Raw genomic sequence first — 20727 nt, 5'->3', positions numbered from 1 at the left:
TCTGGCGCTGGCATGTGACATGGCGCCCGACAGCTTTGTCCGAAAAGGCGTCAGAACGGGCCGGAGCGCGTCACGGCGCATCACGGCAAGACAGGGACAGCCTGCGGTACGGGACTCAGTACGGGTCGGTGTCCGTGCGAGGGTCGGGGAAGAGTTTGTCGAGCATCGCCGCGCACCGCCGCAGCTCGTCGGCGTCGAGCATGTCCAGGAACTGGGCGCGGACCCCGCGCAGGTAGGTGGGACCGGCCTCGGCCAGCCGCGCGGCGCCCGCGTCCGTCAGGACCGCGAACAGGCCGCGCGCGTCGCTGGCGCAGGCCTCGCGCTCGACCAGGCCGTCGCGCTGGAGGCGGTCGATGAGCCGGGTCAGGCCGCTGCGCGAGAGCAGCACCCGGTCGGCCAGGTCGTTCATCCTCAGCCGCCGCTCGGGCGCCTCGGACAGCTGCGACAGGACCTCGTACGAGGCCAGGGCCAGGTCGTGCTCGACCAGCAGGTCGGCCTCCAGCGCCCGGGTGATGCGAACCTGGGCCCGCTGGAGCATGCGCCAGACCATCAGCTCCGCCGAGCCGACGCTCTCTCTTGACTCGCCCGCCGTGAGGGTCACGGAGTAACCTTAGAACGTTGCACGCGCATCTACACAGCGAATTGTCCGAATTCAGTGATCGTCGCCGGATTCGGAATTCCTCCCGGTGTCCTCGGGTTTCATACCATGGGCTCCCGACTCCGACCGTTCCCTGACGGGATCGGCCTCCTGCCAAGCCACGACGGCGCCACGACGGGCAGGTCCCGCCGGTGAGACGCCTCATCGATAACAGACAAGGAGGGACGGCATCCCCCGTCGCCCCAGGGTGGCGTGATTGCCGACACTTCGATGGCACCTACCCCGGAACTGGTGATGGCCGCCCTCGCGACCGTCAACGACCCTGAGATCCGTCGGCCGATCACCGAACTCGACATGGTCAAGAGCGTCGACATCTCCCCCGAGGGGGCCGTACGTGTCGCGATCTTCCTGACGGTGTCGGGCTGTCCGATGAAGGACACCATCACCCGCGACGTCACCGGCGCGGTCTCCAAGGTCGGCGGTGTGACCGGCGTCTCCGTCGAGATGGACGTCATGAGCACCGAGCAGCGCAAGACGCTGCAGACCAAGCTGCGCGGCAACAAGGGACCCGAGAAGGAGATCCCCTTCGCCCAGCCCGGCTCGCTGACCCGCGTCTTCGCGGTCGCCTCCGGCAAGGGCGGCGTCGGCAAGTCGTCCGTCACCGTCAACCTCGCCGCCGCGATGGCCGCGAGCGGCCTGAAGGTCGGCGTGGTCGACGCCGACATCTACGGTCACAGCGTGCCCCGCATGCTCGGCGTCTCCGAGCGTCCCACCAAGGTCGAGGACATGATCATGCCCCCGGTGGCGCATGACATCAAGGTCATCTCGGTCGGCATGTTCAAGCCGGAGGGCAACACCCCGGTCGTGTGGCGCGGTCCGATGCTCGACCGGGCCCTGCACCAGTTCCTGGCCGACGTCTACTGGGGCGACCTGGACGTGCTGCTGATGGACCTGCCCCCGGGCACCGGCGACATCGCCATCTCCGTGGCGCAGCGGATGCCGTCGGCGGAGCTCCTGGTGGTGACCACCCCGCAGCAGGCCGCCGCCGAGGTCGCCGAGCGGGCCGGATCGATCGCCGTCCAGACCCACCAGCAGATCGCCGGTGTCATCGAGAACATGTCGTGGCTGCCCTGCCCGCACTGCGACGAGCGGATCTCGGTCTTCGGCGAGGGCGGCGGCCAGACCGTGGCCGACGCGCTGACCCGCACCCTCGGCGCACGCGTGCCGCTCCTGGGCCAGGTGCCCATCGACATGCGCCTGCGCGAGGGTGGCGACGAGGGCAAGCCGCTGGTGCTGACCGACCCGGACGCCCCCGCGGCGACCGAGCTGAGCCGCATCGCCGCCTCCCTGGGCAAGAGGTCGAGCAGCATCAAGGGCCTCCAGCTCGGCATCTCGCCCACCCGGCGCGGCTGAGCCCACCTCGGCGTGGACCCGAGCCCACCCGGCACGGCGACCCGCCTTGGCGCGGCTGAGCCCACCCGGCACGGTGAGCCCACCTTGGCAGGTGGGCTCACCCGGCACGGCTGAGGGCCCACCCGCACGACACGACGGCGGCGCCCCCTTCACCGGGGCGCCGCCGTCGTCGTGCGTGGCCTCTGTCAGCCGCAGGGAGCGTAAAAACTACACAAAACCCGAGATCAGGTCGCGTCGGAGTCGTACGGGGGAATCTCGCCGTAGCCCAGCTCGTCGACGCCGCTCCTCGTGTGGACGGCCGGCTCGGCGGTGGCGGTGGTGGCCGAGGTGGCGTTCCAGTCGTCCTCGAGGTCGGCGGTGAGGTGCTTGCGGACGAAGTTCTTCGGGTTGAGGTCGGCCGGGTCGAAGTCGGCGAACTCGGGCCCGAGGCCCGTCCGCAGGTCGTCCCTCGCGTTGTTGGCCATCCGGCGCAGGTTGCGCAGCGTCTTGCCCGCCTGCGAGGCGGCCTGGGGAAGCTTCTCCGGGCCGAAGACGAGAAGGGCGATCACCACCAGCGCCACGATCTCAGGCCAGCCGAGTCCGAACACGGTGATCTCCTACCGGGAGGATGTCAGAAGCTCCTCTCCGGCCGTACACCGGAGAGGTTCCACACTAACGCCCCCGCTCGTGAGCACGCGCCCCGCCCTCACGCTCAGGAGGGTTTGGGAGAGGGCAGGTCGGGGGCGGCGCCGACGGTCACCATCGCGGTGTTCTCCTGGCCGCCGCGCTGGTACTTGATCGAGAGCTTCTCGCCGGGGGCCCGGTTGCGGATCATGGCGATCAGCTCGTTGCCGTCCTGGAGCACGACGCCCTCGACCTCCAGGATGACGTCCCCGGGCTTGAGGCCCGCCTGGGCGGCCGGGCCGTTCGGCTCGACCGGCTGGGTGCCCTGCCTGGACTCGGTGGCGATGCGCACCCCGACGCCCTGGTAGGTCGGGTCGATGGCGACGCCGATCCGCGACTTCTTGGCCTTGCCCGTGGTGATCAGCTCCTGGGCGACCCGCCGGGCGTGGTTCACCGGGATGGCGAACCCGAGCCCGATGCTGCCGCTCTGGCCGCCGACCGACCTGCCGAGCGTGGCGATCGCCGAGTTGACGCCGATGACCTCGCCGTTCACGTTGACCAGCGGGCCCCCCGAGTTGCCGGGGTTGATGGCGGCGTCGGTCTGCACGGCGCTGAGCCAGGTCGCCTCGGAGCTGTTCTCCTCGCCCGCCTGGACGGGCCGGTTGAGCGAGCTGACGATGCCGGAGGTGACGGTGCCGGTCAGGCCCAGCGGGGACCCGATGGCGATCACCGGGTCGCCCACGACCACGTTGTCGGAGTTGCCGAGGGTGATCTCGGGGGCGCCGAAGGTCTCGGCCGGCTTGACCACGGCCAGGTCGGACTCGGGGTCGGTGCCCACGACGGTGGCCGAGGTGGACTTGCGGTTGTTGAACTGGATCTGGATCTGGCCGCTCGGCTCGGCGTTGGCCACCACGTGGTTGTTGGTCACCACGTAGCCGCCCTTGATCAGGAAGCCGGAGCCGGTGCTGGAACTCGCCCCGCCCTCGACGGCCAGCGACACCACGCTGGGCAGGACCTTGGAGGCCACGCCCGCGACGGAGTCGGGGGGCCGGACGTTGGAGCCCGTCGGCGCCCCGCCCAGGCTGAAGGAGGGGTCGCGCCCCGTGCCCGAGGGCTTGGTGAGGAGGTAGGTGCCGACGCTGCCCAGCCCGGAGGCGAGCAGCGCGATCACCAGGGCGAGGATCACCAGCGTCGGGGTGCGCGGCCCGCGCCGGGGGGGCGCGGGTGCGGGCGGCGGGCCGCCGAAGGTCCCCGGCCCCGCCAGGCCGCCGGGAGGCGGCGCCCAGCCCGGCCCCATGCCGAACGCCTGGGCGGGCGGCGGGGGCGGAGCGGGCTGGGAGGCGAAGACCGCCGTGTCGTGCCTGGGCCTGCCCGAGGGGTCGCCCCAGTGCTCGCCCGTGGGGCCGGGATCCTGGCCGCCCTCGCCGGGCGGCACGTCCCTGCCGCCGTATCCGCCGCCGTATCTGTCGTCGTGGCTGATCAGCTCGGGCTGGTCCTGGCGCCCGCCCCACCGGGCGGGCGGGGCGCCCAGCTGGCTCCAGCCGTCGTCGCGGGGCCGCTCAGCCGGGAGGGGCCCCTCACCGGCGGGCAGGAACTCCGGACGGGAGAACTCGGGGCCTGAGGAGTCGGCGCGACGAGACTCGGGAGTGCCGTGTCCGCCGTCGGTGAAGTCCGACGGCGTACGCCCCTCAGCATCGTTCGCCTCATGGGAAGTACGGGCATCGTCGGTCATCGAATACTCACTACTCCTTGCCTCGCGGGCGGCCGCTCACCGAGTCAACCCGGCAATCTTCCCCTGAGCGGCATACGAGATGTGTAAAGCACGCCCTATCCGAAGGGATTGACCCAGGAGAGCAGGCGGCTCGCGCCTCGGCCGAGCCGCGTCCAGAGATCGGGAACGGGCTCGTGCGGCAACGCCGCGACAGCGGCGTCGACCATGTCCGCCGGCGCGTCGGCAAAGACGGTGTAGACATGACCCCCACTCGCCCAGATCGTCTCCTGCCCAGCTGGGTCTCGAACCCAGATCGTATGCCCCTTACGTTGCTCCGCATGCCAACCACGGAGACGTTCTTCGTCAAGCATCCCAGACTGGACAAAAACCGACACGACCGACAGGCCGTCTGAGTAGCCCAGATACAAGTATCCGGGAGGGGTGTCGTGGGCGGCGAACAGTTCCAGACGCCCCGGCAGGGCCCGGGGGAACCGCCAGCCCTCGGCCTCCAGCCGGGGGGTCTCGGCCAGGTCGAAGCCTCCGGCGGCCATCACGGGCATCGCCCCCCTCACCACCGGGTCGAGCGTCAGGTCGACGAAGGCCCCGGCGCTGACGACCCGGCCCCCCGCGTCCATGAGCTCTCGGCGCAGCACCGGCCCCCCGGACTCGTCGAGCCAGTATCGGGCGGCGGCCGTGCCGTCGGCCCGCAGGACGTCCACGAGGCGGGCGGGGCGCCCGCAGGCGAACCCCTCCCCCGCGGCCACCACCCGGTAGTTGCGGGCCAGGACCTCCAGCATCACCTCCGACGGGCTGGACATGCCCCCCGCCGGGGTGCCGGGATCCGCGTGCCGTACGGAGCCCGAGGGCTCGGAACGGACCGTCAGCCCCCTCCCCGGGACGTTGCGCACCTCCAGCACCGAGGAGGAGGCGCCGGAGGCGCCCCAGGCGGTGACGTACTGGGTGCCGGAGTATCCGCGGGAGCGGCCCGCGACCGCCGCCTCGCGGAGCAGCTGCAGGCCGGTGTCCTCGCTCTCGACGTCGTCCGGCGGCACGGTGTGCGAGGACCGGACGGCGTGCGCCGGACCGCCCGCCACCAGCCCCAGCAGCAACATGGCGGCCAGGATGACCGTGGCGGGCAGCCGGATCACGGAGAGGGGGAGAGAATCGGCGTCGCCGAACCGCCGTAGGGCACGGTGTTCCTGTGCTGGTTGGCGAACATGTCGACCGGCGGCACGACGCGGGGGTTGGGGTCGGTCCCGCCTACCACGAACAGGGTCCCGATCGCCACGGCCGCCGAGGCGACGCCCACCGCGACATATCCAGCCCTCCGGGCGCGGCGGGGGCCCCCGGCACGGCCCCGGGGCCGGTTGTCGGGGGGAGCGACGCTGTGCATGCTCGGAATGGGTGCGCCGCCGAAGGTGCGTGAGGCCGGAAAGGGGCGCTCACGCGGGGGCAGCGGGCCGCCGGGCTCCGCCATCCGCAGCAGGGACATGGTCAGGTCCGTCGGCATCGCGGGACCGTCGAGGGAGCGCAACCGGCTCTTCAACGCCCGCATGGCGTCGACCTCGGCCCTGCAGGGGGCGCAGAAGGTCAGATGCGACAGGGCACGGTCGCGCTCGTGGTGGTTCAGCTCACCGTCGACCAGTGCGGAAACGCGTTCTCCAAGGTGACTCATGCGCACTCCTTGCCAAGTGGCTCGTCGTGACATTCGTCATGACTGTGGTTTCTCATGCGAATTCCTCCCCGTGGGTAACGCTCGGGGGGAATTGATCGTTCCGCGGCGCGCGATGCTCCAGCGCCTCACGCAGCTGCGCCCGCCCGCGATGGATGCGGCTGCGCACCGTGCCGAGCTTCACGCCCAGCGTCGCCGCGATCTCCTCGTAGGACAGCCCCTCGATGTCACACAGAACGACGGCCGCGCGGAACTCGGGCGCCAGGGCGTCGAGCGCCGCCTGGATGTCGGGCTCCAGGTGGGTGTCGTCGTACACCTGTGCGGGCGAAGGCTCGCGGCCGCGCAGCCTCTCGGCGGCGTCGTCGGCGAGCCCCTCGAACCTGATGCGCTGCTTGCGCCGCGCCATGTCGAGGAACAGGTTGGTGGTGATGCGGTGCAGCCAGCCCTCGAAAGTGCCTGGCGTGTAGTTCGACAACGACCTGAAGACCCGGACGAAGACCTCCTGTGTGAGATCTTCCGCATCGTGCACGTTGCCGGTCAGCCGATAGGCCAGCCGGTAGACGCGCGCCGAGTGCGTCCGGACCACCTCCTCCCATGTAGGAGGTGTCCAATCAGACACGGGAGCTTCGGCCTGGTGGTCGGACTCCTCCACCAGCACTCCTCTCTCCGGGACCACCGCTATCGCCATAGTGCCTGGTTTCGTCCCTTCGTGCGCACTGACTACCTTCAGGACCGGCAAAGGCCGCTTAAACCGTGCAACGCACCGGGGGTGACATGAGTTCCCGATCGGGCCTGCCTCCCTTAGGCTGCGACCCAGCGCCTATATGACTGTGTACGGAGAAAGCGGGAGGAGAGGCCGATGGCAGAGACGCCGACAAGTCCGTTGGAGGCCACTCTGGCCTATGCCGACGAGTTCCACAGGGAGGACGACATCCTGCGGGCCGCGCGCATGCGCGGCGCGGAGGTGGGGGCGCCCCCGATCCTGCCCGGTGGCGGCGCCGCCCTCTGCTTCCTCGCCACCGCCATCAACGCCCGCGCCGTCGTGGAGATCGGCACCGGCTGCGGCGTCTCGGGGCTGTGGCTGCTGCGCGGGATGCGCCAGGACGGCACGCTCACCAGCGTGGACGTGGAGCCGGAGCACCAGCGCCTGGCCAGGCAGAGCTTCGCCCAGGCCGGGTTCTCCGGCGGCCGGATCCGCCTCATCACCGGCCGCGCCCTCGACGTGCTCCCCCGCCTCTCCGACGGCGGCTACGACCTCGTCTTCTGCGACGGCGCCATGCACGAGTACGCCGACTATCTGGCCGAGTCCGTCCGGCTGCTGCGGGTCGGCGGCATCGTCGTCTTCGACAACGCCCTCTGGGGCAACAGGGTGGCCGACCCCGTGCAGCGGGACCCCGACACGGTCGCCATCAGGGAGCTGGGCAAGCTGGTCCGCTCCGACGAGCGGCTCCGCCCGCTGATGATGCCCCTGGGGGACGGCATCCTGGCGGCCGTCAAGCTCGCCGACTGAAACCGACTGAAACCGGCCGGCACCGGCTGACATCGGCTGACACCGTCCCCCGCCCGGCGTTCCCGGTCAGCGCTTCTGGAACCCCGACAGCCATTCGAGCAGCAGGCGCACGCCGTACCCGGTGGCCCCCTTGCTGAAGACGCCCTCGTCCGCGCCGCTGCGGCCGACACCCGCGATGTCCAGGTGCGCCCACGGCCGCTTGCCGGTGAACTCGCGCAGGAACAGCGCCGCGGTGACGGAGCCCGCGCCGTAGGTCGATCCGGTCTCGACGTTGGCCAGGTCGGCCACGGACGAGTGGAGCGCCGGGACGTAGTCGTCGATCAGCGGCATCCGCCAGAGCCGCTCCCCGCTGCTCCGCCCCGCCTCTATCAGCGCGCCGGCCAGCTCGTCGTCGGAGGCGAAGACCGCGCCGAGGTCCTTGCCCAGGGCGACGCCGATCGCCCCGGTCAGCGTGGCGACGTCGACCATGACGTCCGGGTCCAGCTCCGCGTCGGCGTAGGCCAGCGCGTCGGCCAGGACCAGGCGCCCCTCGGCGTCGGTGTTGAGCACCTCCACGGTCCGGCCGCCGTACTGCGTGATCACGTCCGAGGGGCGCTGGGCCGTGCCGGAGAAGGCGTTCTCCGCGGCGGCGACGAGGCCGGTGACCCGCACCCGCACGCCGAGCGCGGCCAGCGCGCCCAGGACCGCGATGACGACGGCCCCGCCGGCCATGTCGGTCTTCATGAACACCATGTTGCTCGTGGGCTTGAGCGAGATGCCGCCGGTGTCGTACGTGATGCCCTTGCCGACCAGGACCACGTGGCCGGTCGCGTCCTCGGGCTCGTAGGAGAGCTGGATCAGCCGGGGCGGGCTCGCCGAACCCTGCCCGACGGCGAGGATGCCGCCGAACCCGCCGGCCCGCAGCTCCTGCTCGTCCCACACCCGCACCGCGACCCCCTGCTCGGCGGCGCGCTCGGCGAGCCAGGCGGGGGTCTTCACCGAGGCGGGGGTGTTGGCCAGGTCCCTGGCGAGCGCCACGGCCCGGGCGACGACCCCGGCCTCGGCGACCTCCGCCTCGACCCCCTCGCCGACGAACTCCAGCGTCACCGGGGCGGACTTCGCCTCGCCGACCCTGAAGGTGTACGTGGCCAGCAGCGCGCCCTCCACGAGCGCGGCCACCGGCCCGTCCGGGAGCACGATCCTGATGGCGTCCCTGCCCTTGCCGCGCCGCGCCACCGCCGCGCCCGCCCTGCGCAGGGCGGTCGCCGAGCCGTCGCCGACCCCGTAGAGGAGCACCCGGCCGACGGCGTCGCCGTTCGCGACGGGAACCTCGACGATCTCGCCCGCCTCGCCCTTGGCCTTGTGGTGGGCGAGCAGCGCCGCCGCGGGCACCGGCAGCTCGATGTCGGGCGCGAGGTCCCCGTCGAAGGGGACGGCCAGCAGCTCGGCGTCGCCGGGGGGCACCGCCCCGGCCTCCTCCCCGGCGGCGGGCTCCGCGCCCCCGGGGGACGCGGCGGAGAGCCCCCGCGCGTACGGGACGCGAGGCAGGAGCAGGTAGGGGGAGATGGACATAGGGACAACTCCAGTCATCAGGCCCGGCCCAGTGGAGAGAACCGGGGAGAACACCGCGGCCCTGGCGCGAGCCGCCGTGAGGCGGTCCGGCGGCCAGGGCCGTGTTCGTCGTCGGTCGCGCGGGCCATCGCAGGTGTCATGCTCCCCGAGCAAGCTCAAATAGGGCCCGGCTCCACCACTTCTGTCTTAGATCGGGGTCAACCGACGATTTTCTTCAGTTCCTCACCGAGGGCGCTTGCCTCGTCCGCCGAGAGCTCGACGACAAGGCGGCCGCCACCCTCCAGAGGAACCCGCATGACGATCCCCCTGCCTTCCTTGACGACCTCCAGCGGACCATCACCGGTCCTCGGCTTCATAGCCGCCATGCGTGTATCCCTTCCTGCTTCGGGCTCCGGATCTCCGACTGACCCGAGGGTGGCCGACGCATTCACGTCTTCTGTGATGTCCTATTATCCCGCCTCCGCACGGAGAATGGGAACGATCAGTCTCAGCGTCGGCTCATCCGGCGATCAAGACCGTTGTCCGAGCCCCCTCGGACGACCAAACTTGTCCTCGTGAACGCCCGCGCCGCTCTCTTCGATCTGTACGGGGACCACCTCAGGTCCCGAGGCGGTCGCGCGTCCGTGGCCGCCCTCGTCCGGCTGCTCGCCCCGCTGGACATCGCGGCTCCCGCCGTGCGCACCGCCGTCTCGCGGATGGTGCGGCAGGGCTGGCTCGCGCCCGCCAGGCTCCCCAGGGGCCCCGGCTACGAGGTCACCCCCAAATGCGTGCACCGCCTCGACGAGGCCGCGCTGAGAATTTACCGAGTCGGAACGATCACCTGGAACGGCCGGTGGCACATCCTCGTGGTGGAACCCGTACGCGAGCGGTCCAGGCGGGAGCGCCTGCGCTCCGATCTGGCCTTCATCGGATACGCGCCGATGTCGGAGACGACCTGGATAGGGCCGCGCCCCTCCCCCGGGCTGGACGCGATCCTCGACGGCGAGGGCCTGTCCGCCGACCGGTTCGACGCGGTGCTCGACGGTGACCCCGCGGCGCTGGTCGCCAGGACATGGGACCTGGACGGCATCGGGGCCGCCTACGAGGAATGGACGGCCCAGGCGATGGACCTGGTCGGCGGCCTGCCCGACAACGCGAGCGGCGATCAGGTGTTCGCCACCCGGAGCAGGCTGCTGCACGGCTGGCGCAACTTCCTGTTTCGCGACCCCGGCCTCCCCGCCGAACTCCTGCCCAGGGGCTGGCCCGGGGAGAAGGCCAGGATCTACTTCGAGCGCGAGGCCGGGCGGCTGCTCCCGGCCGCCGCCGCCTTCGTCGACCGCCACCTCGCCGAGGCGTAGCCGACGCCGTGGCGAGCGCCTGCTGCGGCCACGAGCCTCGAATCCGCCGACAGAGCCACACAGAGAGCTACAGAACCGGCAGGGCAGCACAGACAGCCATAGACAGCCGCAGAGAGCCGCAGCCTCGGCAAGGCCGCACAGACAGGGTCTCGGTGAGCCCTCGGGCGAAGCCGGGAGTCCCGGAAGGAGCATCCGTTGAACGACGTTCTCTACTCCGTCGACGACGCCGTCGCCACCATCGTCATCAACCGGCCGGAGGCGATGAACGCGCTGACGGTCCGGGCGAAGACCGCCCTGCTGGAGGCGCTGGCCTCGGCGGCGCACGCCCCCTCCGTGCGGGCGGTGCTGCTGACCGGGTCGGGACGGGCCTTCTGCGCCGGCCAGGACCTGGCGGAACACGCCGCGAACCTGGAGGCGGGCCGGGGGCTGGACGGGACCATGCGCACCCACTACAACCCGATCGTCCAGACGATCACCGAGATGGGCAAGCCGGTCGTCGCGGCGGTGAACGGCGTCGCCGCGGGCGCGGGGGCCTCCCTGGCCCTCGCGTGCGACCTGCGGATCGCCTCGGAGAGGGCGAGGTTCGCGATGGCCTTCTCCGGGATCGCCCTGGCCCCCGACTCCGGCGCCTCCTGGACCCTCCAGCGGCTGGTCGGCACGGCCCGCGCGGCCGAGCTCCTGCTGCTCGGCGAGCCCTTCGGCGCGGACCGCGCGCTCGAACTCGGCCTCGTCTCGCGGGTCGTCCCGGCCGGCGAGCTGGACACCGAGGCCCGCGCCCTGGCCGTACGGCTGGCGCAGGGCCCCACGAGCGCCTACGCGGCGACCAAACGCGCCCTGCGCTTCGCCGCGACCGGCTCGCTGGCCGAGGCCCTGGAGCTGGAGGCCGACCTCCAGGACACCTGCGTCAAGACCGGCGACCACCTGAACGCGACCCGCGCCTTCCTCGCCAAGGAACGCCCCGTCTTCGAGGGGCACTGACCTCGCCGGGGGGCTTGAGGACCGCGGAGCCTGAGGGCACGGGCCCCGGGATCGCGGACCGCGCGAGACACCAGTTTTGGGGCCGCGAGTCGCCGAGGGCACCGGCCGGGGGGTCGCGGGCTTCCGGGAGCGGGATCGCGGGGTTCGCCGGGTTTGGAGGTCGTCGGCGGCTTCGGGGGCCGCCCCGGGCCGCTTTCCAGGTGAAGGCGTCAGGCCCGGCGGGTCCAGCAGTCGGCCAGGTGGTCGTTGACCAGGCCGATGGCCTGCATCAGCGCGTAGGCGGTGGTCGGGCCGATGAAGCGGAAGCCGTGCGCCTTGAGCTCCTTGGCCAGGGCCTTGGAACCGGCGGTCTGGGCGGGGACGTCCGCCGGGGTCGCCGGGACGGGCGCGTCGGGGTCCGCGTGCTTCCAGACGAGGTCGGACAGGCCGACGCCGAGCGCGGCCCGCGCGTTGGCGATCGTCGCCTCGATCTTGGCCCGGTTCCTGACGATGCCCGCGTCGCCGAGCAGCCGGGCGACGTCCGCGTCGCCGAACTCGGCCACGGCCGGGATGGAGAACCCCGCGAAGGCCGTCCGGAAGTTCTCCCGCTTGCGCAGGATGGTGATCCACGACAGGCCGGACTGGAACGACTCCAGCGCGATCCGTTCGAACACCCGGTCGTCACCGGTGACCGGACGGCCCCACTCCTCGTCGTGGTAGGCGACGTAGTCGGGGGCGGAGGTGGCCCAGCCGCAGCGCACGAGCTCCACGGACTCCACCGGCGTCACGGGGGTCACCGGGGTCACCGGGGTCACGGTCGTCGGGGTTTCGGTCATCGGGGATCCTCCGTCTCCCGGCGCTCCCCCGTGCGGAGGCCGACGGAGCCGGGAGACGGCTCCTTCGCGTCCGAGGCCCCGGAATCCGGGGCTCCCGAAGAGGACGGCGGCGAATCCGGCGCCGAGGAAGGCTCCGGCTTCTCGGACGGCCCGGCGAACCGCGACACGCCGGACACCGTGGCGCCCCCGGCCGTCCCGGTGGCCTCGGACCCGGTCGTCCCAGCGGCCCCGGTGACCTCAGTGCTCCCAGATGCTTCAGCGGGCCCGCTCGTCCCAGTGGTCCCGATGGACTCGGCGTCTTCGGCGGACTTGGCGGGCCCGGTCGGCCCGGTGCCCTCGGGGAGGCTGTCCGGCCCAGGACGCTCGTCGGACCCCTCGGGCTCGCGCGCGGCCCGCGACCAGCCGGAGGGTTCCCGGGACGCCTCCGAGGACCGGCCGGAGAGCTCCTCGGGCGTCCCCGGGCCGTCCTCGCCCGGGAGGCCGGGCGCCGTTCCGCGCTCGGCGCGTGAGACGGCCGGTGAACCGTTGGACAACTCCTCGGACGCCCCGAAGCCGTCCCCGCCGGGAAGCTCGTACGGCGCCTCGAGGCCGCGCGAGGGGGGCTGGGAGCCGGGGGTGAGCTCGTGGCGGGCCTGGAGCCTGCCGGCGAGCAGCTCCGACACCCGCTGCTCCAGCACGGCGATCCTGGTGTCGCGCTCGCTCAGGGCTCCGGCGACCCGGTTCAGGGTCTCGTCCACGCTCTGCGTGTTGTAGCCGACGAGGCTCACCGGGAGCTGGAGGGCCATGAAGTCGACCGCGCCGAGCTGCCCCGCCTGCGGCAGGTTCAGCGGAGGCACGTCGGGGGCGAACTCGCTCAGCTCGCCTCCCCGGCCCATGGCGACCACCGTGACACCGGCGATGACGGCTACGGCAGCGAAAGCTAATACGACCAGCACATACGAATCGTGCCACATCTCCGCTGGCCTAGGATCGGATCATGACGTTCGTCGTGCTCGGACCCGGTGACCGGAGCGAACCCGGCTGGGTCGAGGCCCGCTCGGTCAGTGAGGTCGAGGAGCTCGTCCGGGCCGGGCACACCGTGGTCGTCACCCCCGCCCGGCTCGCCGCCGCGTATCTCGAAGGCGCCGGGCACATCGCGGACACCGGAAACACCACGGACGACGGAAACACCACGGACGACGGGAGCGCCACGGACGACGGGAGCGCCACGGACGACGGGAGCGCCACGGACGACGGCGACGCCGTCGCGAGGGAGCGGGACGCCGAGGCCGCGGAGCTCACCGCGGCCTCGATCTGCGCCTGGGCCGGGGCCCGCGTCTTCCGTACGGACCGCGCCGAGCAGGTGCGGCTCGCGGTCGAGATGACCGACTCCCTCGCCGGGCGGCGCCCGCCCGCGCTAACCCGCCGTGGCCTCGCCTAGCTCCTCCGGGCTCGGCTCCAGGTGCCGGGTCGACTTCTCCAGCAGCCGGAACGCCTCGTCGACGGTGGTGGTCCAGGAGATGGCGTCGAAGACGTTCGGACGGGTGAAGCCCGCCGCGTCCATGCCCTCGACCAGTTCCCGCAGCGGCGCGTAGATCCCCCAGGGGTCGAGGACCACCAGCGGCTTGTCGTGCAGGCCGAGCGTGCGGGCCGTCCAGATCTCGAACAGCTCCTCCAGCGTCCCGATGCCGCCGGGCAGCACCAGGAAGGCGTCGGAGCGGGCGTCCATGATCCCCTTGCGCTCGCGCATGTCGTTGGTGACCACCAGCTCGTCGGCCTCCTCGTCCGCGAGCTCGATGTCCACCAGCGACTGGGGGATCACCCCGATGGTGCGGGCACCACCGGCGCGGGCCGCGCGGGCCACGGCTCCCATGCAGGAGACCCTGGCCCCGCCGCTCACCAGGGCGTGCCCGCGGCCGGCGAGCTCGGTCCCGACCTGCTCCGCCAGCTCCAGATACTTCTTGTCGATCTTCTGACTCGATGCGAGGAATACACAAATGAACACGTGCTGACCTTATTCGGCATCGCCGACCGTGGTCATGGCCGCCTTCCGTTCGTCCTCCAGCCGCCCGCCCCTGTTGCTGTCGGCCTCCACGATGATCCGGACCGCCTCGTCCACGTCGTCGGTGACGTGAATGAGATCCACGTCGGCCGGGGAGATCTTGCCCGTTCCCACGAGGGTGTTCTTGATCCAGTCGAGCAGGCCGCCCCAGAACTCCGTTCCCATGAGCACCACGGGAAAGGAGGTGACCTTCTGGGTCTGGACCAGGGTGAGCGCCTCGAAAAGCTCGTCCATGGTGCCGAAACCGCCGGGCAGCGTGACGAATCCGCAGGAGTACTTCACGAACATGGTCTTGCGGACGAAGAAGTAGCGGAACTCGATGCCGAGGTCGACGTACTCGTTCATGCTCTGCTCGAAGGGCAGCTCGATGCCCAGGCCCACCGAGACGCCCTCGGCCTCCACCGCCCCCTTGTTGGCGGCCTCCATGCAGCCGGGGCCGCCACCGGTGATCACGGCGTAGCCCGCCTCCGACAGCTTCCGGCCCAGCTGGATCCCCATCTCGTACTCGGGGCTGTCCACCGGGGTACGCGCGGAGCCGAAGACGGTGACCGCCTGGGGCAGCTCCGCGAGCTGGCCGAAGCCCTCGACGAACTCGGACTGGATGCGCATCACCCGCCACGGGTCCATGTGCAGCCAGTCGGCCGGGCCTCTTCGATCAAGAAGCCGCTGGTCGTGGGTGGAGTCGGAGAGCAGGTCGCCGCGAACCACCGCGGCTCCCTGGCGACGTTCCGGACGTTTTTTCTTCATGCGGGTCACCGTAGCGCCGTCCCAGAAAAATCTTGAAAAATCTCCATGAAAACATGGAACCGGACTTTGAACAGGGTGCGTCTAACTGCACGAGGGTGCTGCTCGGGACTGAAAGTGGCTTTCCCCGCCAAATGGCCGGCGAGGAAAGCCACTTTCATTTGTACCGGGTCTCTCCCGGTCCCCGCGCGCCGAGAACCTCGCGAACGGCGCGCGGACCCCGATGGGCCCGGCCTTTCAGGACAGCCAGCCGAGCATTCCGCGCTCGCAGTCGGCGATCTTCCGCAACGAGACGAACTCGTCCTTCTGGTGCGCCAGATTCGGGTCTCCCGGGCCGTAGTTGACCGCGGGCACGCCCAGGCCGGAGAAGAGCGAGACGTCGGTCCAGCCGAGCTTGGCCCGCGGCGTGCCGCCGACGGCGTCGACGAAGGCCGCCGCCACCGGGTGGGTCAGGCCGGGCCGCGCGGCGGCGGCGGCGTCGGTGAAGCGGACCTCGTACCCCTCGAACACCTCGCTCACGTGGGCGCGCGCGTCGTCCAGCGACAGGTCGGGGGCGAAGCGGTAGTTCACGGTCACCACGCACTCGTCGGGGATCACGTTGCCCGCGACGCCGCCGCCGATGCCCACCGCGTTCAGGCCCTCGTGGTACTCCAGCCCGTCCACGACGGGAAGCCTGGCCTCGTAGGCGTTCAGGATCGCGAGCACCGGCTGGGCCGCGTGGATGGCGTTCACCCCGAGCCAGGACCTGGCGCTGTGCGACCGCTTGCCCCGGGTGACGACCTGGGCCCTGAGCGTGCCCTGGCAGCCGCCCTCGATCACGCCGTCGGTGGGTTCCATGAGAACGGCGAAGTCGCCCGCGAGCCAGTCTGGATGGCTGCGGCTGAGCCGGAGCAGCCCGTTGCGCTCGGCCTCGATCTCCTCGCAGTCGTAGAAGACGTAGGTCACGTCCCTGCTGGGCTCGGGGAGCCCGGCCGCCAGTTTCAGGGCGACCGCGACGCCGGCCTTCATGTCCGAGGTGCCGCAGCCGTACAGCCGGTCGCCCTCGACCCGGCTGGGCAGGTTGCCGACGACGGGGACGGTGTCGAGGTGCCCGGCGATCACCACCCGCTCGCCCCGGCCCAGGTGGGTGCGGGCCACGACCGACTCGCCGTCGCGCTCGACGGTCAGGTGCCCGAGCGGCCGCAGTGCCTCCTCCACGGCGTCGGCCAGGGCCTTCTCGCCGCCGCTGACCGACTCGACGTCCACGATCGTGGCGGTGAGCTCCCCGACATCCTGCGTGAGGTCCAGACGCGTACTCATGCCCGCGACCCTAGTACTCGTACGGGAGGCGGCCCTACGCGCGGGAGCCGGCCCTACGCGCGGGAGCCGGTCTCACTCGGGCAGGAGGCGGTCTCACTCGTGCAGGAGGCGGTCGAGTTCGGCCCGGCCGGGCCGGTGGCCCTCGGCCAGGCGTTCGAGCACCAGGACGCAGCGCAGGCCGAAGCCGCCGCCGGGAAAGTCGCGCCACCGGGTGCCCCCGGTCGCCACGCACCAGTCGGGGACGCGCCCGCGGTCCAGTTCCTCGCCCGTCCGCACGTCGAAGACCGGGGTCGAGCCCGACAGGACCGTCCCGGCCCCGAGCACGGCGCCCCGGCCCACCCGGGCCCCGTCGACGATCACGGCCCGGCCGCCGATCAGCGCGCCGTCCTCGACGACCACGGGCGCCGTCCCCGGTGGCTCCCCGGCCGTGTGGGGGTCCTCCGCGCCGTCCCGGCCGCCGGTCTCGCCGACACCGGCTCCCCCGGACAGGACGACGTTCCTGCCGATCTGGACGCCCGCGCCGATCGAGACCCAGGTGCCCACCGTGCTTCCCTCGTCCACGTGGGCGCCGATGTCGACGAACGAGGGCATCAGCACGACGCCCGGCGCCAGGTAGGAGCCCCAGCGGGCGATCGCCCCCGGCACGACGCGCACCCCCTCGACGGAGGTCTTCAGCGGGACGCGGTCGTGGTGGTGGAAGTCGCCCACCTGGGACCTGGCCATGCCGAGCACCCGGAACGCGAGCATGACGGCCCGCCGGGCGCGCTCGTCCACGACCACCTCGCCGGTGCGGGAGACCTCGGCCACCCTGGCCTTGCCGCTGTCGAGCATGTCCACCGCGCCCACCACGACGGCACGGGCCTCGGTGTCGGCGGGGCTCAGCTCGGCCCTGCGCCACCACAGCTCGTCGACGGCCGCGGGCAACGGGCTGGCATCGCTCTGGGTCATGGCCCGGAGCCTACGATCGCCGGGTTCTACCAGACCGCGCAATCGCGGGGGACCTGTAGGTTCTTGACCGTGCGACGGCGCTTCTCAAAAGGGGTCATCGCGATCATCGTGATCGTGACCGTGCTCGCGGTGGCCATCACCGTGGGTCTCTTCACCCTGCTCCGGCGGGTGACACCACTCGTCGACTTCGGCGAGGGCTGCAAGATCACGACACCGGAGGGCTCGGTCGAGCTGGATCTCGAACAGGCCAAGGTGGCCGCGGTGATCGCGGCCGTGGCGGCCCGCAGGAAGCTGCCCGAGCGGGCCGTGGTGATCGCCTACGCCACCGCCATCCAGGAGTCCAAGCTGGAGAACCTGGTGGGCGGCGACCGCGACTCGGTCGGAGCGTTCCAGCAGCGCCCCTCCCAGGGGTGGGGGACTCCCAAGCAGCTCGTCGACCCCGTCTACGCCTCGGGCAGGTTCTTCGCCGCGCTGGTGAAGGTGAAGGGGTACCGGAAGATGCCGCTGCACGAGGCGGCCCAGGAGGTGCAGCGCTCGGCCGACGGATCGGCGTACGCCCAGCACGAGGACGACGGGAAGATCCTCGCCGCGGGGTTCACCGGGCGGGTGCCCGGGGCCGTGCACTGCTGGTTCCCCGCCCCGACGGGCAAGACCCCCCTCCCCGACGAGCCGGGGGCCGAGCGCGTGCTCGCCAGGGCCCTGGGTCCGGGGAAGTCGTTCGAGGCCCCCTCGCGCAGGCGCGGCTGGCTGGTGGCCGCCTGGTCGATCGCCCACGCCAAGACGTTCGGGCTCACCGGGATCCGCTACGACGGCCGGACGTGGGTCTCCGCGAAGGGCCACGACGGCTGGAAGGCCGACCCCGCCTCGTCCGCCAGGAGGGTCGAGATCTCCTGATCCCTCTTCCCCACGATCAGCCGCCCTTCGTCTCGATCCTGATCGTGCCGGGGGCCAGGGGCTGGGCGTGGAAGGAGGTCCAGCGCTTGCCCTGGAGGCGTTCGAAGCTGAGCAGGCGGCCGTCGGAGGCCCGGTAGTCGGCGAAGTCGAGCAGGCCCCGCTCGGGCATCGAGGTGACGCCCTCCCCGCGGAAGGCCGCGGTGCCCCGGTCGACGGGGAAGAAGTCGACCCCCTCGACGCTCAGCGTGGCCTTGGCGGGGATCATGCCCTCGGTGGGCACCGACGTCCACAGCAGCACCTCCAGGTGCGGCGGCTCACCGGCCGTCAGGCCCTCGCGCATCTGGATCGACAGCCACTGGTAGCGCCGGGTGCCGTCGTCGAGGAGGTACTCGGTCCACTGGGTGCCCTGCCACGACAGGTACAGGGCGCCGAGGACGCGGCTGCGCACGCCCTGGCACTCGATCGTGTCACCGACCTTGATCGTGCGCGGGTCGGGGTAGTCGATGCCGACACGGCCCATGGACGGTTGGGCCGGCGGCTGCGCGGCCTCAACCGAGGAGAGGGGGGTCTCGCCGGAACGCTCGGAATCGCCGGCCTTCCTGTCCTGACGCGTCGTCGCGAAGAACGCGCCGAGCAACAGGACGAGCGTGGCCACACTCAATCCGAGTATCACGGCGACCTCGGGGGTCATGCCGCGCGATCCTACTGGAGGCGGCGCACCGCCGCACTGATGCGTTCGTCACCGGCCGTCACGGCGATCCTGACGTGCCGCTCGCCCGCGGTGCCGTAGAAGTCGCCGGGCGCGACCAGGATTCCCCGGTCGGCCAGGGCGCGGACCTGGTCCCAGCAGCCCGCCCCGTTGGACGCCCACAGATACAGGCCCGCGGTGGAGTGCTCGATCTTCCAGCCGGCCGCCTCCAGGGCGGGACGGAGCGCCGCGCGGCGGGCGGCGTAGCGGGCCCGCTGCTCCTCGGCGTGCTCGTCGTCGTCCAGGGCCACGGCCATCGCCGCCTGGACCGGCGCGGGCATGATCATGCCCGCGTGCTTGCGTATCTCCAGCAGCCGCTTGATCAGCACGGGGTCGCCCGCGACGAACCCGGCCCGGTAGCCGGCCAGGTTGGAGCGCTTGGACAGCGAGTGCACCGCGAGCAGGCCCTCGTGCGAGCCGCCGCAGACGTCCGGGTGCAGGATCGAGACCGGCCGCTCCTCCCAGCCCAGCTCGATGTAGCACTCGTCGGAGGCCACGACCGCGCCGTGCTCGCGCGCCCACGCGACGACCTTGCGCAGGTGCTCGGCGGGCAGGACCCTGCCGGTCGGGTTGGACGGGGAGTTCACCCAGACCAGCGGCACCCGCTCGGGCCCGAGGGTGAGCAGCCCGTCGGTGGCGTACGGTTCGGCGCCCGCGAGCCGCGCCCCCACGTCGTAGGTGGGGTAGGCGAGCTCGGGGAGGATCACCCGCTGCCCCGGTCCGGCGCCGAGCAGCGTCGGCAGCCAGGCCACGAACTCCTTGGAACCGATCAGCGGCAGCACGTCCGCCTGGTCGACGATCACGCCGTGCCTGCGCCGCAGCCACCCCGCGGCGGCCGAGCGAAGGCGCTCGGTGCCGTACGTCAGCGGGTATCCGGGGCTGTCCGAGGCGTCCGCGAGAGCCTGGCGCACGACGGCGGGCACCGGGTCGACGGGAGTGCCCACCGACAGGTCGACGATCCCGTCGGGGTGCGACGCCGCCAGCTCCTTCAGCGGCGTGAGCCGGTCCCACGGGAAGTCGGGCAGCCCGTTCACGGGGGCCTCCGGCCGGTCGGGTGTGACGTTCATGGTGATCAGCCGTCGTCCTTCGCTGAAGCGGGTCCGCCGGGGGCGGTCACCGGGTCTGTGCCGGAGGCGGTCACCGGAGAGGAACGGCCGTCGTGACCGTCCCCTCCGGCACCTGCTCCTAGTGGCTCTCGGCCTGCGGGGGCAGGGCCGCGACGACCGGGTGGTCCTTCTCGATCTTGCCGACCTTGGAGGCGCCGCCGGGCGACCCCATGTCCTCGAAGAAGTCCACGTTCGCCTTGTAGAAGTCCTTCCACTGCTCGGGCAGGTCGTCCTCGTAGAAGATGGCCTCCACCGGGCAGACGGGTTCGCAGGCGCCGCAGTCGACGCATTCGTCGGGGTGAATGTAGAGCATTCGCTCACCCTCGTAGATGCAATCGACGGGGCACTCCTCGATGCACGCCTTGTCCAGGACGTCCACGCAAGGCTGCGCGATGACGTAGGTCACCTCGGGCTCCTTCTTCTTTACGCACCTAGGCACGACTTCGACCGCGAGTTGCTAAGCCCTAGTATTGCCGTGCCTGCCATGTGTCTGAAACAGGAGGGGGCAAAAGCCGATGGCCCTTGGTTTCAGCGCTCGCCTGAACATCACCATAACCCCTTCCGACGTGGGCAAAAGAGTCACCACCCGGAGACGTGTCCCCGAGGGGTTCCGCGACGCGGTGGGTGAGCTGGAGTTCTGGCGGGACGGCGTGCTCGGCGTACGCAGGCGGAACGGCGTCCTGGTCGAGATCGACGAGGAGACGCTCGCCGCGGCGAAGGTCGTCCCTGAGTCGCCGCGCCCCCGCCCCTGAAAAAGGG

24 protein-coding genes are annotated in these 20727 nt (G+C 71.6%); 7 read left to right on the top strand and 17 right to left on the bottom strand.

What is annotated here, in order from left to right; all coding sequences use genetic code 11:
• Positions 1 to 115 precede the first annotated feature (115 nt).
• Positions 116 to 601: a MarR family winged helix-turn-helix transcriptional regulator gene (locus tag ACFYWM_RS07535; protein ID WP_389910085.1), complete on the bottom strand. Its 486-nt coding sequence runs from the start codon at positions 599 to 601 to the stop codon at positions 116 to 118.
• 267 nt (positions 602 to 868) lie between these two features.
• Here ACFYWM_RS07535 and ACFYWM_RS07530 point away from each other — a divergent pair, with 267 nt between their 5' ends.
• Entirely contained in the window at positions 869 to 2011 is a 1143-nt protein-coding gene (locus tag ACFYWM_RS07530; protein WP_389910081.1) for an Mrp/NBP35 family ATP-binding protein, read from the top strand.
• Positions 2012 to 2235: 224 nt separating this feature from the next.
• On the opposite strand, the gene ACFYWM_RS07525 is transcribed toward ACFYWM_RS07530, so the two are convergent.
• The 5 genes from ACFYWM_RS07525 to sigE all read right to left on the bottom strand — a co-directional run bounded on the left by ACFYWM_RS07525 (position 2236) and on the right by sigE (position 6685).
• Complete coding sequence (locus ACFYWM_RS07525; RefSeq protein ID WP_389910077.1) at positions 2236 to 2598, bottom strand: sec-independent translocase; 363 nt, start codon at positions 2596 to 2598, stop codon at positions 2236 to 2238.
• 104 nt (positions 2599 to 2702) lie between these two features.
• Complete coding sequence (locus ACFYWM_RS07520; RefSeq protein ID WP_389910074.1) at positions 2703 to 4346, bottom strand: S1C family serine protease; 1644 nt, start codon at positions 4344 to 4346, stop codon at positions 2703 to 2705.
• 95 nt (positions 4347 to 4441) lie between these two features.
• Complete coding sequence (locus tag ACFYWM_RS07515; protein WP_389910071.1) at positions 4442 to 5473, bottom strand: sigma-E factor regulatory protein RseB domain-containing protein; 1032 nt, start codon at positions 5471 to 5473, stop codon at positions 4442 to 4444.
• Positions 5470 to 6000: a zf-HC2 domain-containing protein gene (locus ACFYWM_RS07510; RefSeq protein ID WP_350972032.1), complete on the bottom strand. Its 531-nt coding sequence runs from the start codon at positions 5998 to 6000 to the stop codon at positions 5470 to 5472. Before ACFYWM_RS07510 ends, ACFYWM_RS07515 begins: the two co-directional genes overlap by 4 nt.
• Positions 6001 to 6052: 52 nt before the next feature.
• Positions 6053 to 6685 (bottom strand): RNA polymerase sigma factor SigE, encoded by a 633-nt coding sequence (gene sigE, locus ACFYWM_RS07505; protein WP_329085768.1) that lies wholly within the window; start codon positions 6683 to 6685, stop codon positions 6053 to 6055.
• A gap of 171 nt (positions 6686 to 6856) precedes the next feature.
• Between sigE and ACFYWM_RS07500 the strand changes: the two genes are divergently transcribed.
• Positions 6857 to 7507, top strand: a complete 651-nt coding sequence (locus tag ACFYWM_RS07500) for an O-methyltransferase (protein ID WP_362685333.1) — start codon at positions 6857 to 6859, stop codon at positions 7505 to 7507.
• A gap of 66 nt (positions 7508 to 7573) precedes the next feature.
• On the opposite strand, the gene ACFYWM_RS07495 is transcribed toward ACFYWM_RS07500, so the two are convergent.
• Both ACFYWM_RS07495 and ACFYWM_RS07490 read right to left on the bottom strand, forming a co-directional pair.
• Positions 7574 to 9058 (bottom strand): leucyl aminopeptidase, encoded by a 1485-nt coding sequence (locus ACFYWM_RS07495; RefSeq protein WP_389910065.1) that lies wholly within the window; start codon positions 9056 to 9058, stop codon positions 7574 to 7576.
• Positions 9059 to 9255: 197 nt separating this feature from the next.
• Positions 9256 to 9423, bottom strand: a complete 168-nt coding sequence (locus tag ACFYWM_RS07490) for a DUF3117 domain-containing protein (RefSeq protein WP_084195322.1) — start codon at positions 9421 to 9423, stop codon at positions 9256 to 9258.
• Positions 9424 to 9612: 189 nt separating this feature from the next.
• On the opposite strand from ACFYWM_RS07490, the gene ACFYWM_RS07485 reads away from it, so the two are divergent.
• Both ACFYWM_RS07485 and ACFYWM_RS07480 read left to right on the top strand, forming a co-directional pair.
• Positions 9613 to 10395, top strand: coding sequence for a PaaX family transcriptional regulator C-terminal domain-containing protein (locus ACFYWM_RS07485; RefSeq protein WP_389910062.1), 783 nt, complete (start codon positions 9613 to 9615; stop codon positions 10393 to 10395).
• A 195-nt stretch (positions 10396 to 10590) separates the two neighbouring features.
• Positions 10591 to 11373 carry an enoyl-CoA hydratase-related protein gene (locus ACFYWM_RS07480; RefSeq protein WP_389910059.1) on the top strand — a complete coding sequence of 261 codons (783 nt, stop codon included), beginning with the start codon at positions 10591 to 10593 and terminating at the stop codon, positions 11371 to 11373.
• 209 nt (positions 11374 to 11582) lie between these two features.
• On the opposite strand, the gene ACFYWM_RS07475 is transcribed toward ACFYWM_RS07480, so the two are convergent.
• Complete coding sequence (locus ACFYWM_RS07475) at positions 11583 to 12188, bottom strand: DNA-3-methyladenine glycosylase I (protein ID WP_389910056.1); 606 nt, start codon at positions 12186 to 12188, stop codon at positions 11583 to 11585.
• Positions 12185 to 13123 carry a hypothetical protein gene (locus ACFYWM_RS07470; RefSeq protein ID WP_389910053.1) on the bottom strand — a complete coding sequence of 313 codons (939 nt, stop codon included), beginning with the start codon at positions 13121 to 13123 and terminating at the stop codon, positions 12185 to 12187. The genes ACFYWM_RS07475 and ACFYWM_RS07470 overlap by 4 nt, the downstream gene beginning before the upstream one ends.
• 41 nt (positions 13124 to 13164) lie before the next feature.
• On the opposite strand from ACFYWM_RS07470, the gene ACFYWM_RS07465 reads away from it, so the two are divergent.
• A complete protein-coding gene (locus ACFYWM_RS07465) occupies positions 13165 to 13608 on the top strand; it encodes a hypothetical protein (protein ID WP_389910051.1) in 444 nt (147 codons plus the stop codon).
• Here ACFYWM_RS07465 and ACFYWM_RS07460 read toward each other — a convergent pair.
• The 4 genes from ACFYWM_RS07460 to ACFYWM_RS07445 all read right to left on the bottom strand — a co-directional run bounded on the left by ACFYWM_RS07460 (position 13585) and on the right by ACFYWM_RS07445 (position 17220).
• A complete protein-coding gene (locus ACFYWM_RS07460; protein WP_389910048.1) occupies positions 13585 to 14172 on the bottom strand; it encodes a TIGR00730 family Rossman fold protein in 588 nt (195 codons plus the stop codon). The genes ACFYWM_RS07465 and ACFYWM_RS07460 overlap by 24 nt on opposite strands.
• 9 nt (positions 14173 to 14181) lie before the next feature.
• Positions 14182 to 14976 (bottom strand): TIGR00730 family Rossman fold protein, encoded by a 795-nt coding sequence (locus tag ACFYWM_RS07455; protein WP_389910045.1) that lies wholly within the window; start codon positions 14974 to 14976, stop codon positions 14182 to 14184.
• A gap of 234 nt (positions 14977 to 15210) precedes the next feature.
• The gene (dapE, locus tag ACFYWM_RS07450) at positions 15211 to 16272 is read right to left on the bottom strand and encodes a succinyl-diaminopimelate desuccinylase (protein WP_389910042.1); all 1062 of its coding nucleotides are present in this window, start codon (positions 16270 to 16272) and stop codon (positions 15211 to 15213) included.
• 93 nt (positions 16273 to 16365) lie between these two features.
• A complete protein-coding gene (locus ACFYWM_RS07445; RefSeq protein ID WP_389910038.1) occupies positions 16366 to 17220 on the bottom strand; it encodes a 2,3,4,5-tetrahydropyridine-2,6-dicarboxylate N-succinyltransferase in 855 nt (284 codons plus the stop codon).
• Positions 17221 to 17289: 69 nt separating this feature from the next.
• On the opposite strand from ACFYWM_RS07445, the gene ACFYWM_RS07440 reads away from it, so the two are divergent.
• A complete protein-coding gene (locus tag ACFYWM_RS07440) occupies positions 17290 to 18114 on the top strand; it encodes a hypothetical protein (protein ID WP_389910035.1) in 825 nt (274 codons plus the stop codon).
• Between the two features lie 16 nt (positions 18115 to 18130).
• Here ACFYWM_RS07440 and ACFYWM_RS07435 read toward each other — a convergent pair whose 3' ends face one another.
• The 3 genes from ACFYWM_RS07435 to fdxA form a co-directional block, all read right to left on the bottom strand.
• The gene (locus tag ACFYWM_RS07435; RefSeq protein WP_389910032.1) at positions 18131 to 18805 is read right to left on the bottom strand and encodes a DUF4178 domain-containing protein; all 675 of its coding nucleotides are present in this window, start codon (positions 18803 to 18805) and stop codon (positions 18131 to 18133) included.
• Positions 18806 to 18816: 11 nt separating this feature from the next.
• Positions 18817 to 19929, bottom strand: a complete 1113-nt coding sequence (dapC, locus tag ACFYWM_RS07430) for a succinyldiaminopimelate transaminase (RefSeq protein WP_389910029.1) — start codon at positions 19927 to 19929, stop codon at positions 18817 to 18819.
• Between the two features lie 118 nt (positions 19930 to 20047).
• Complete coding sequence (fdxA, locus tag ACFYWM_RS07425) at positions 20048 to 20374, bottom strand: ferredoxin (RefSeq protein ID WP_386244006.1); 327 nt, start codon at positions 20372 to 20374, stop codon at positions 20048 to 20050.
• Positions 20375 to 20534: 160 nt separating this feature from the next.
• Between fdxA and ACFYWM_RS07420 the strand changes: the two genes are divergently transcribed.
• Positions 20535 to 20720, top strand: a complete 186-nt coding sequence (locus tag ACFYWM_RS07420) for a hypothetical protein (protein ID WP_389910025.1) — start codon at positions 20535 to 20537, stop codon at positions 20718 to 20720.
• Positions 20721 to 20727 lie beyond the last annotated feature (7 nt).

Origin of the sequence: Streptosporangium sp. NPDC002721 (assembly GCF_042888905.1) — a bacterium.
Lineage (GTDB): Bacteria > Actinomycetota > Actinomycetes > Streptosporangiales > Streptosporangiaceae > Streptosporangium.
This window is presented reverse-complemented; position numbering and strand designations above follow the sequence as displayed.

Excerpts from the sequence above, each read along its gene's own strand:
- ACFYWM_RS07445 (WP_389910038.1), bottom strand. The coding sequence starts at position 17,220 with ATGACCCAGAGCGATGCCAGCCCGTTGCCCGCGGCCGTCGACGAGCTG.
- dapE (WP_389910042.1), bottom strand. The coding sequence starts at position 16,272 with ATGAGTACGCGTCTGGACCTCACGCAGGATGTCGGGGAGCTCACCGCC.
- ACFYWM_RS07455 (WP_389910045.1), bottom strand. The coding sequence starts at position 14,976 with ATGAAGAAAAAACGTCCGGAACGTCGCCAGGGAGCCGCGGTGGTTCGC.
- dapC (WP_389910029.1), bottom strand. The coding sequence starts at position 19,929 with ATGAACGTCACACCCGACCGGCCGGAGGCCCCCGTGAACGGGCTGCCC.
- ACFYWM_RS07465 (WP_389910051.1), top strand. The coding sequence starts at position 13,165 with ATGACGTTCGTCGTGCTCGGACCCGGTGACCGGAGCGAACCCGGCTGG.
- ACFYWM_RS07495 (WP_389910065.1), bottom strand. The coding sequence starts at position 9,058 with ATGTCCATCTCCCCCTACCTGCTCCTGCCTCGCGTCCCGTACGCGCGG.
- ACFYWM_RS07435 (WP_389910032.1), bottom strand. The coding sequence starts at position 18,805 with ATGACCCCCGAGGTCGCCGTGATACTCGGATTGAGTGTGGCCACGCTC.
- ACFYWM_RS07475 (WP_389910056.1), bottom strand. The coding sequence starts at position 12,188 with ATGACCGAAACCCCGACGACCGTGACCCCGGTGACCCCGGTGACCCCC.
- ACFYWM_RS07510 (WP_350972032.1), bottom strand. The coding sequence starts at position 6,000 with ATGAGTCACCTTGGAGAACGCGTTTCCGCACTGGTCGACGGTGAGCTG.
- ACFYWM_RS07500 (WP_362685333.1), top strand. The coding sequence starts at position 6,857 with ATGGCAGAGACGCCGACAAGTCCGTTGGAGGCCACTCTGGCCTATGCC.
- sigE (WP_329085768.1), bottom strand. The coding sequence starts at position 6,685 with ATGGCGATAGCGGTGGTCCCGGAGAGAGGAGTGCTGGTGGAGGAGTCC.
- ACFYWM_RS07530 (WP_389910081.1), top strand. The coding sequence starts at position 869 with ATGGCACCTACCCCGGAACTGGTGATGGCCGCCCTCGCGACCGTCAAC.
- ACFYWM_RS07520 (WP_389910074.1), bottom strand. The coding sequence starts at position 4,346 with ATGACCGACGATGCCCGTACTTCCCATGAGGCGAACGATGCTGAGGGG.
- ACFYWM_RS07490 (WP_084195322.1), bottom strand. The coding sequence starts at position 9,423 with ATGGCGGCTATGAAGCCGAGGACCGGTGATGGTCCGCTGGAGGTCGTC.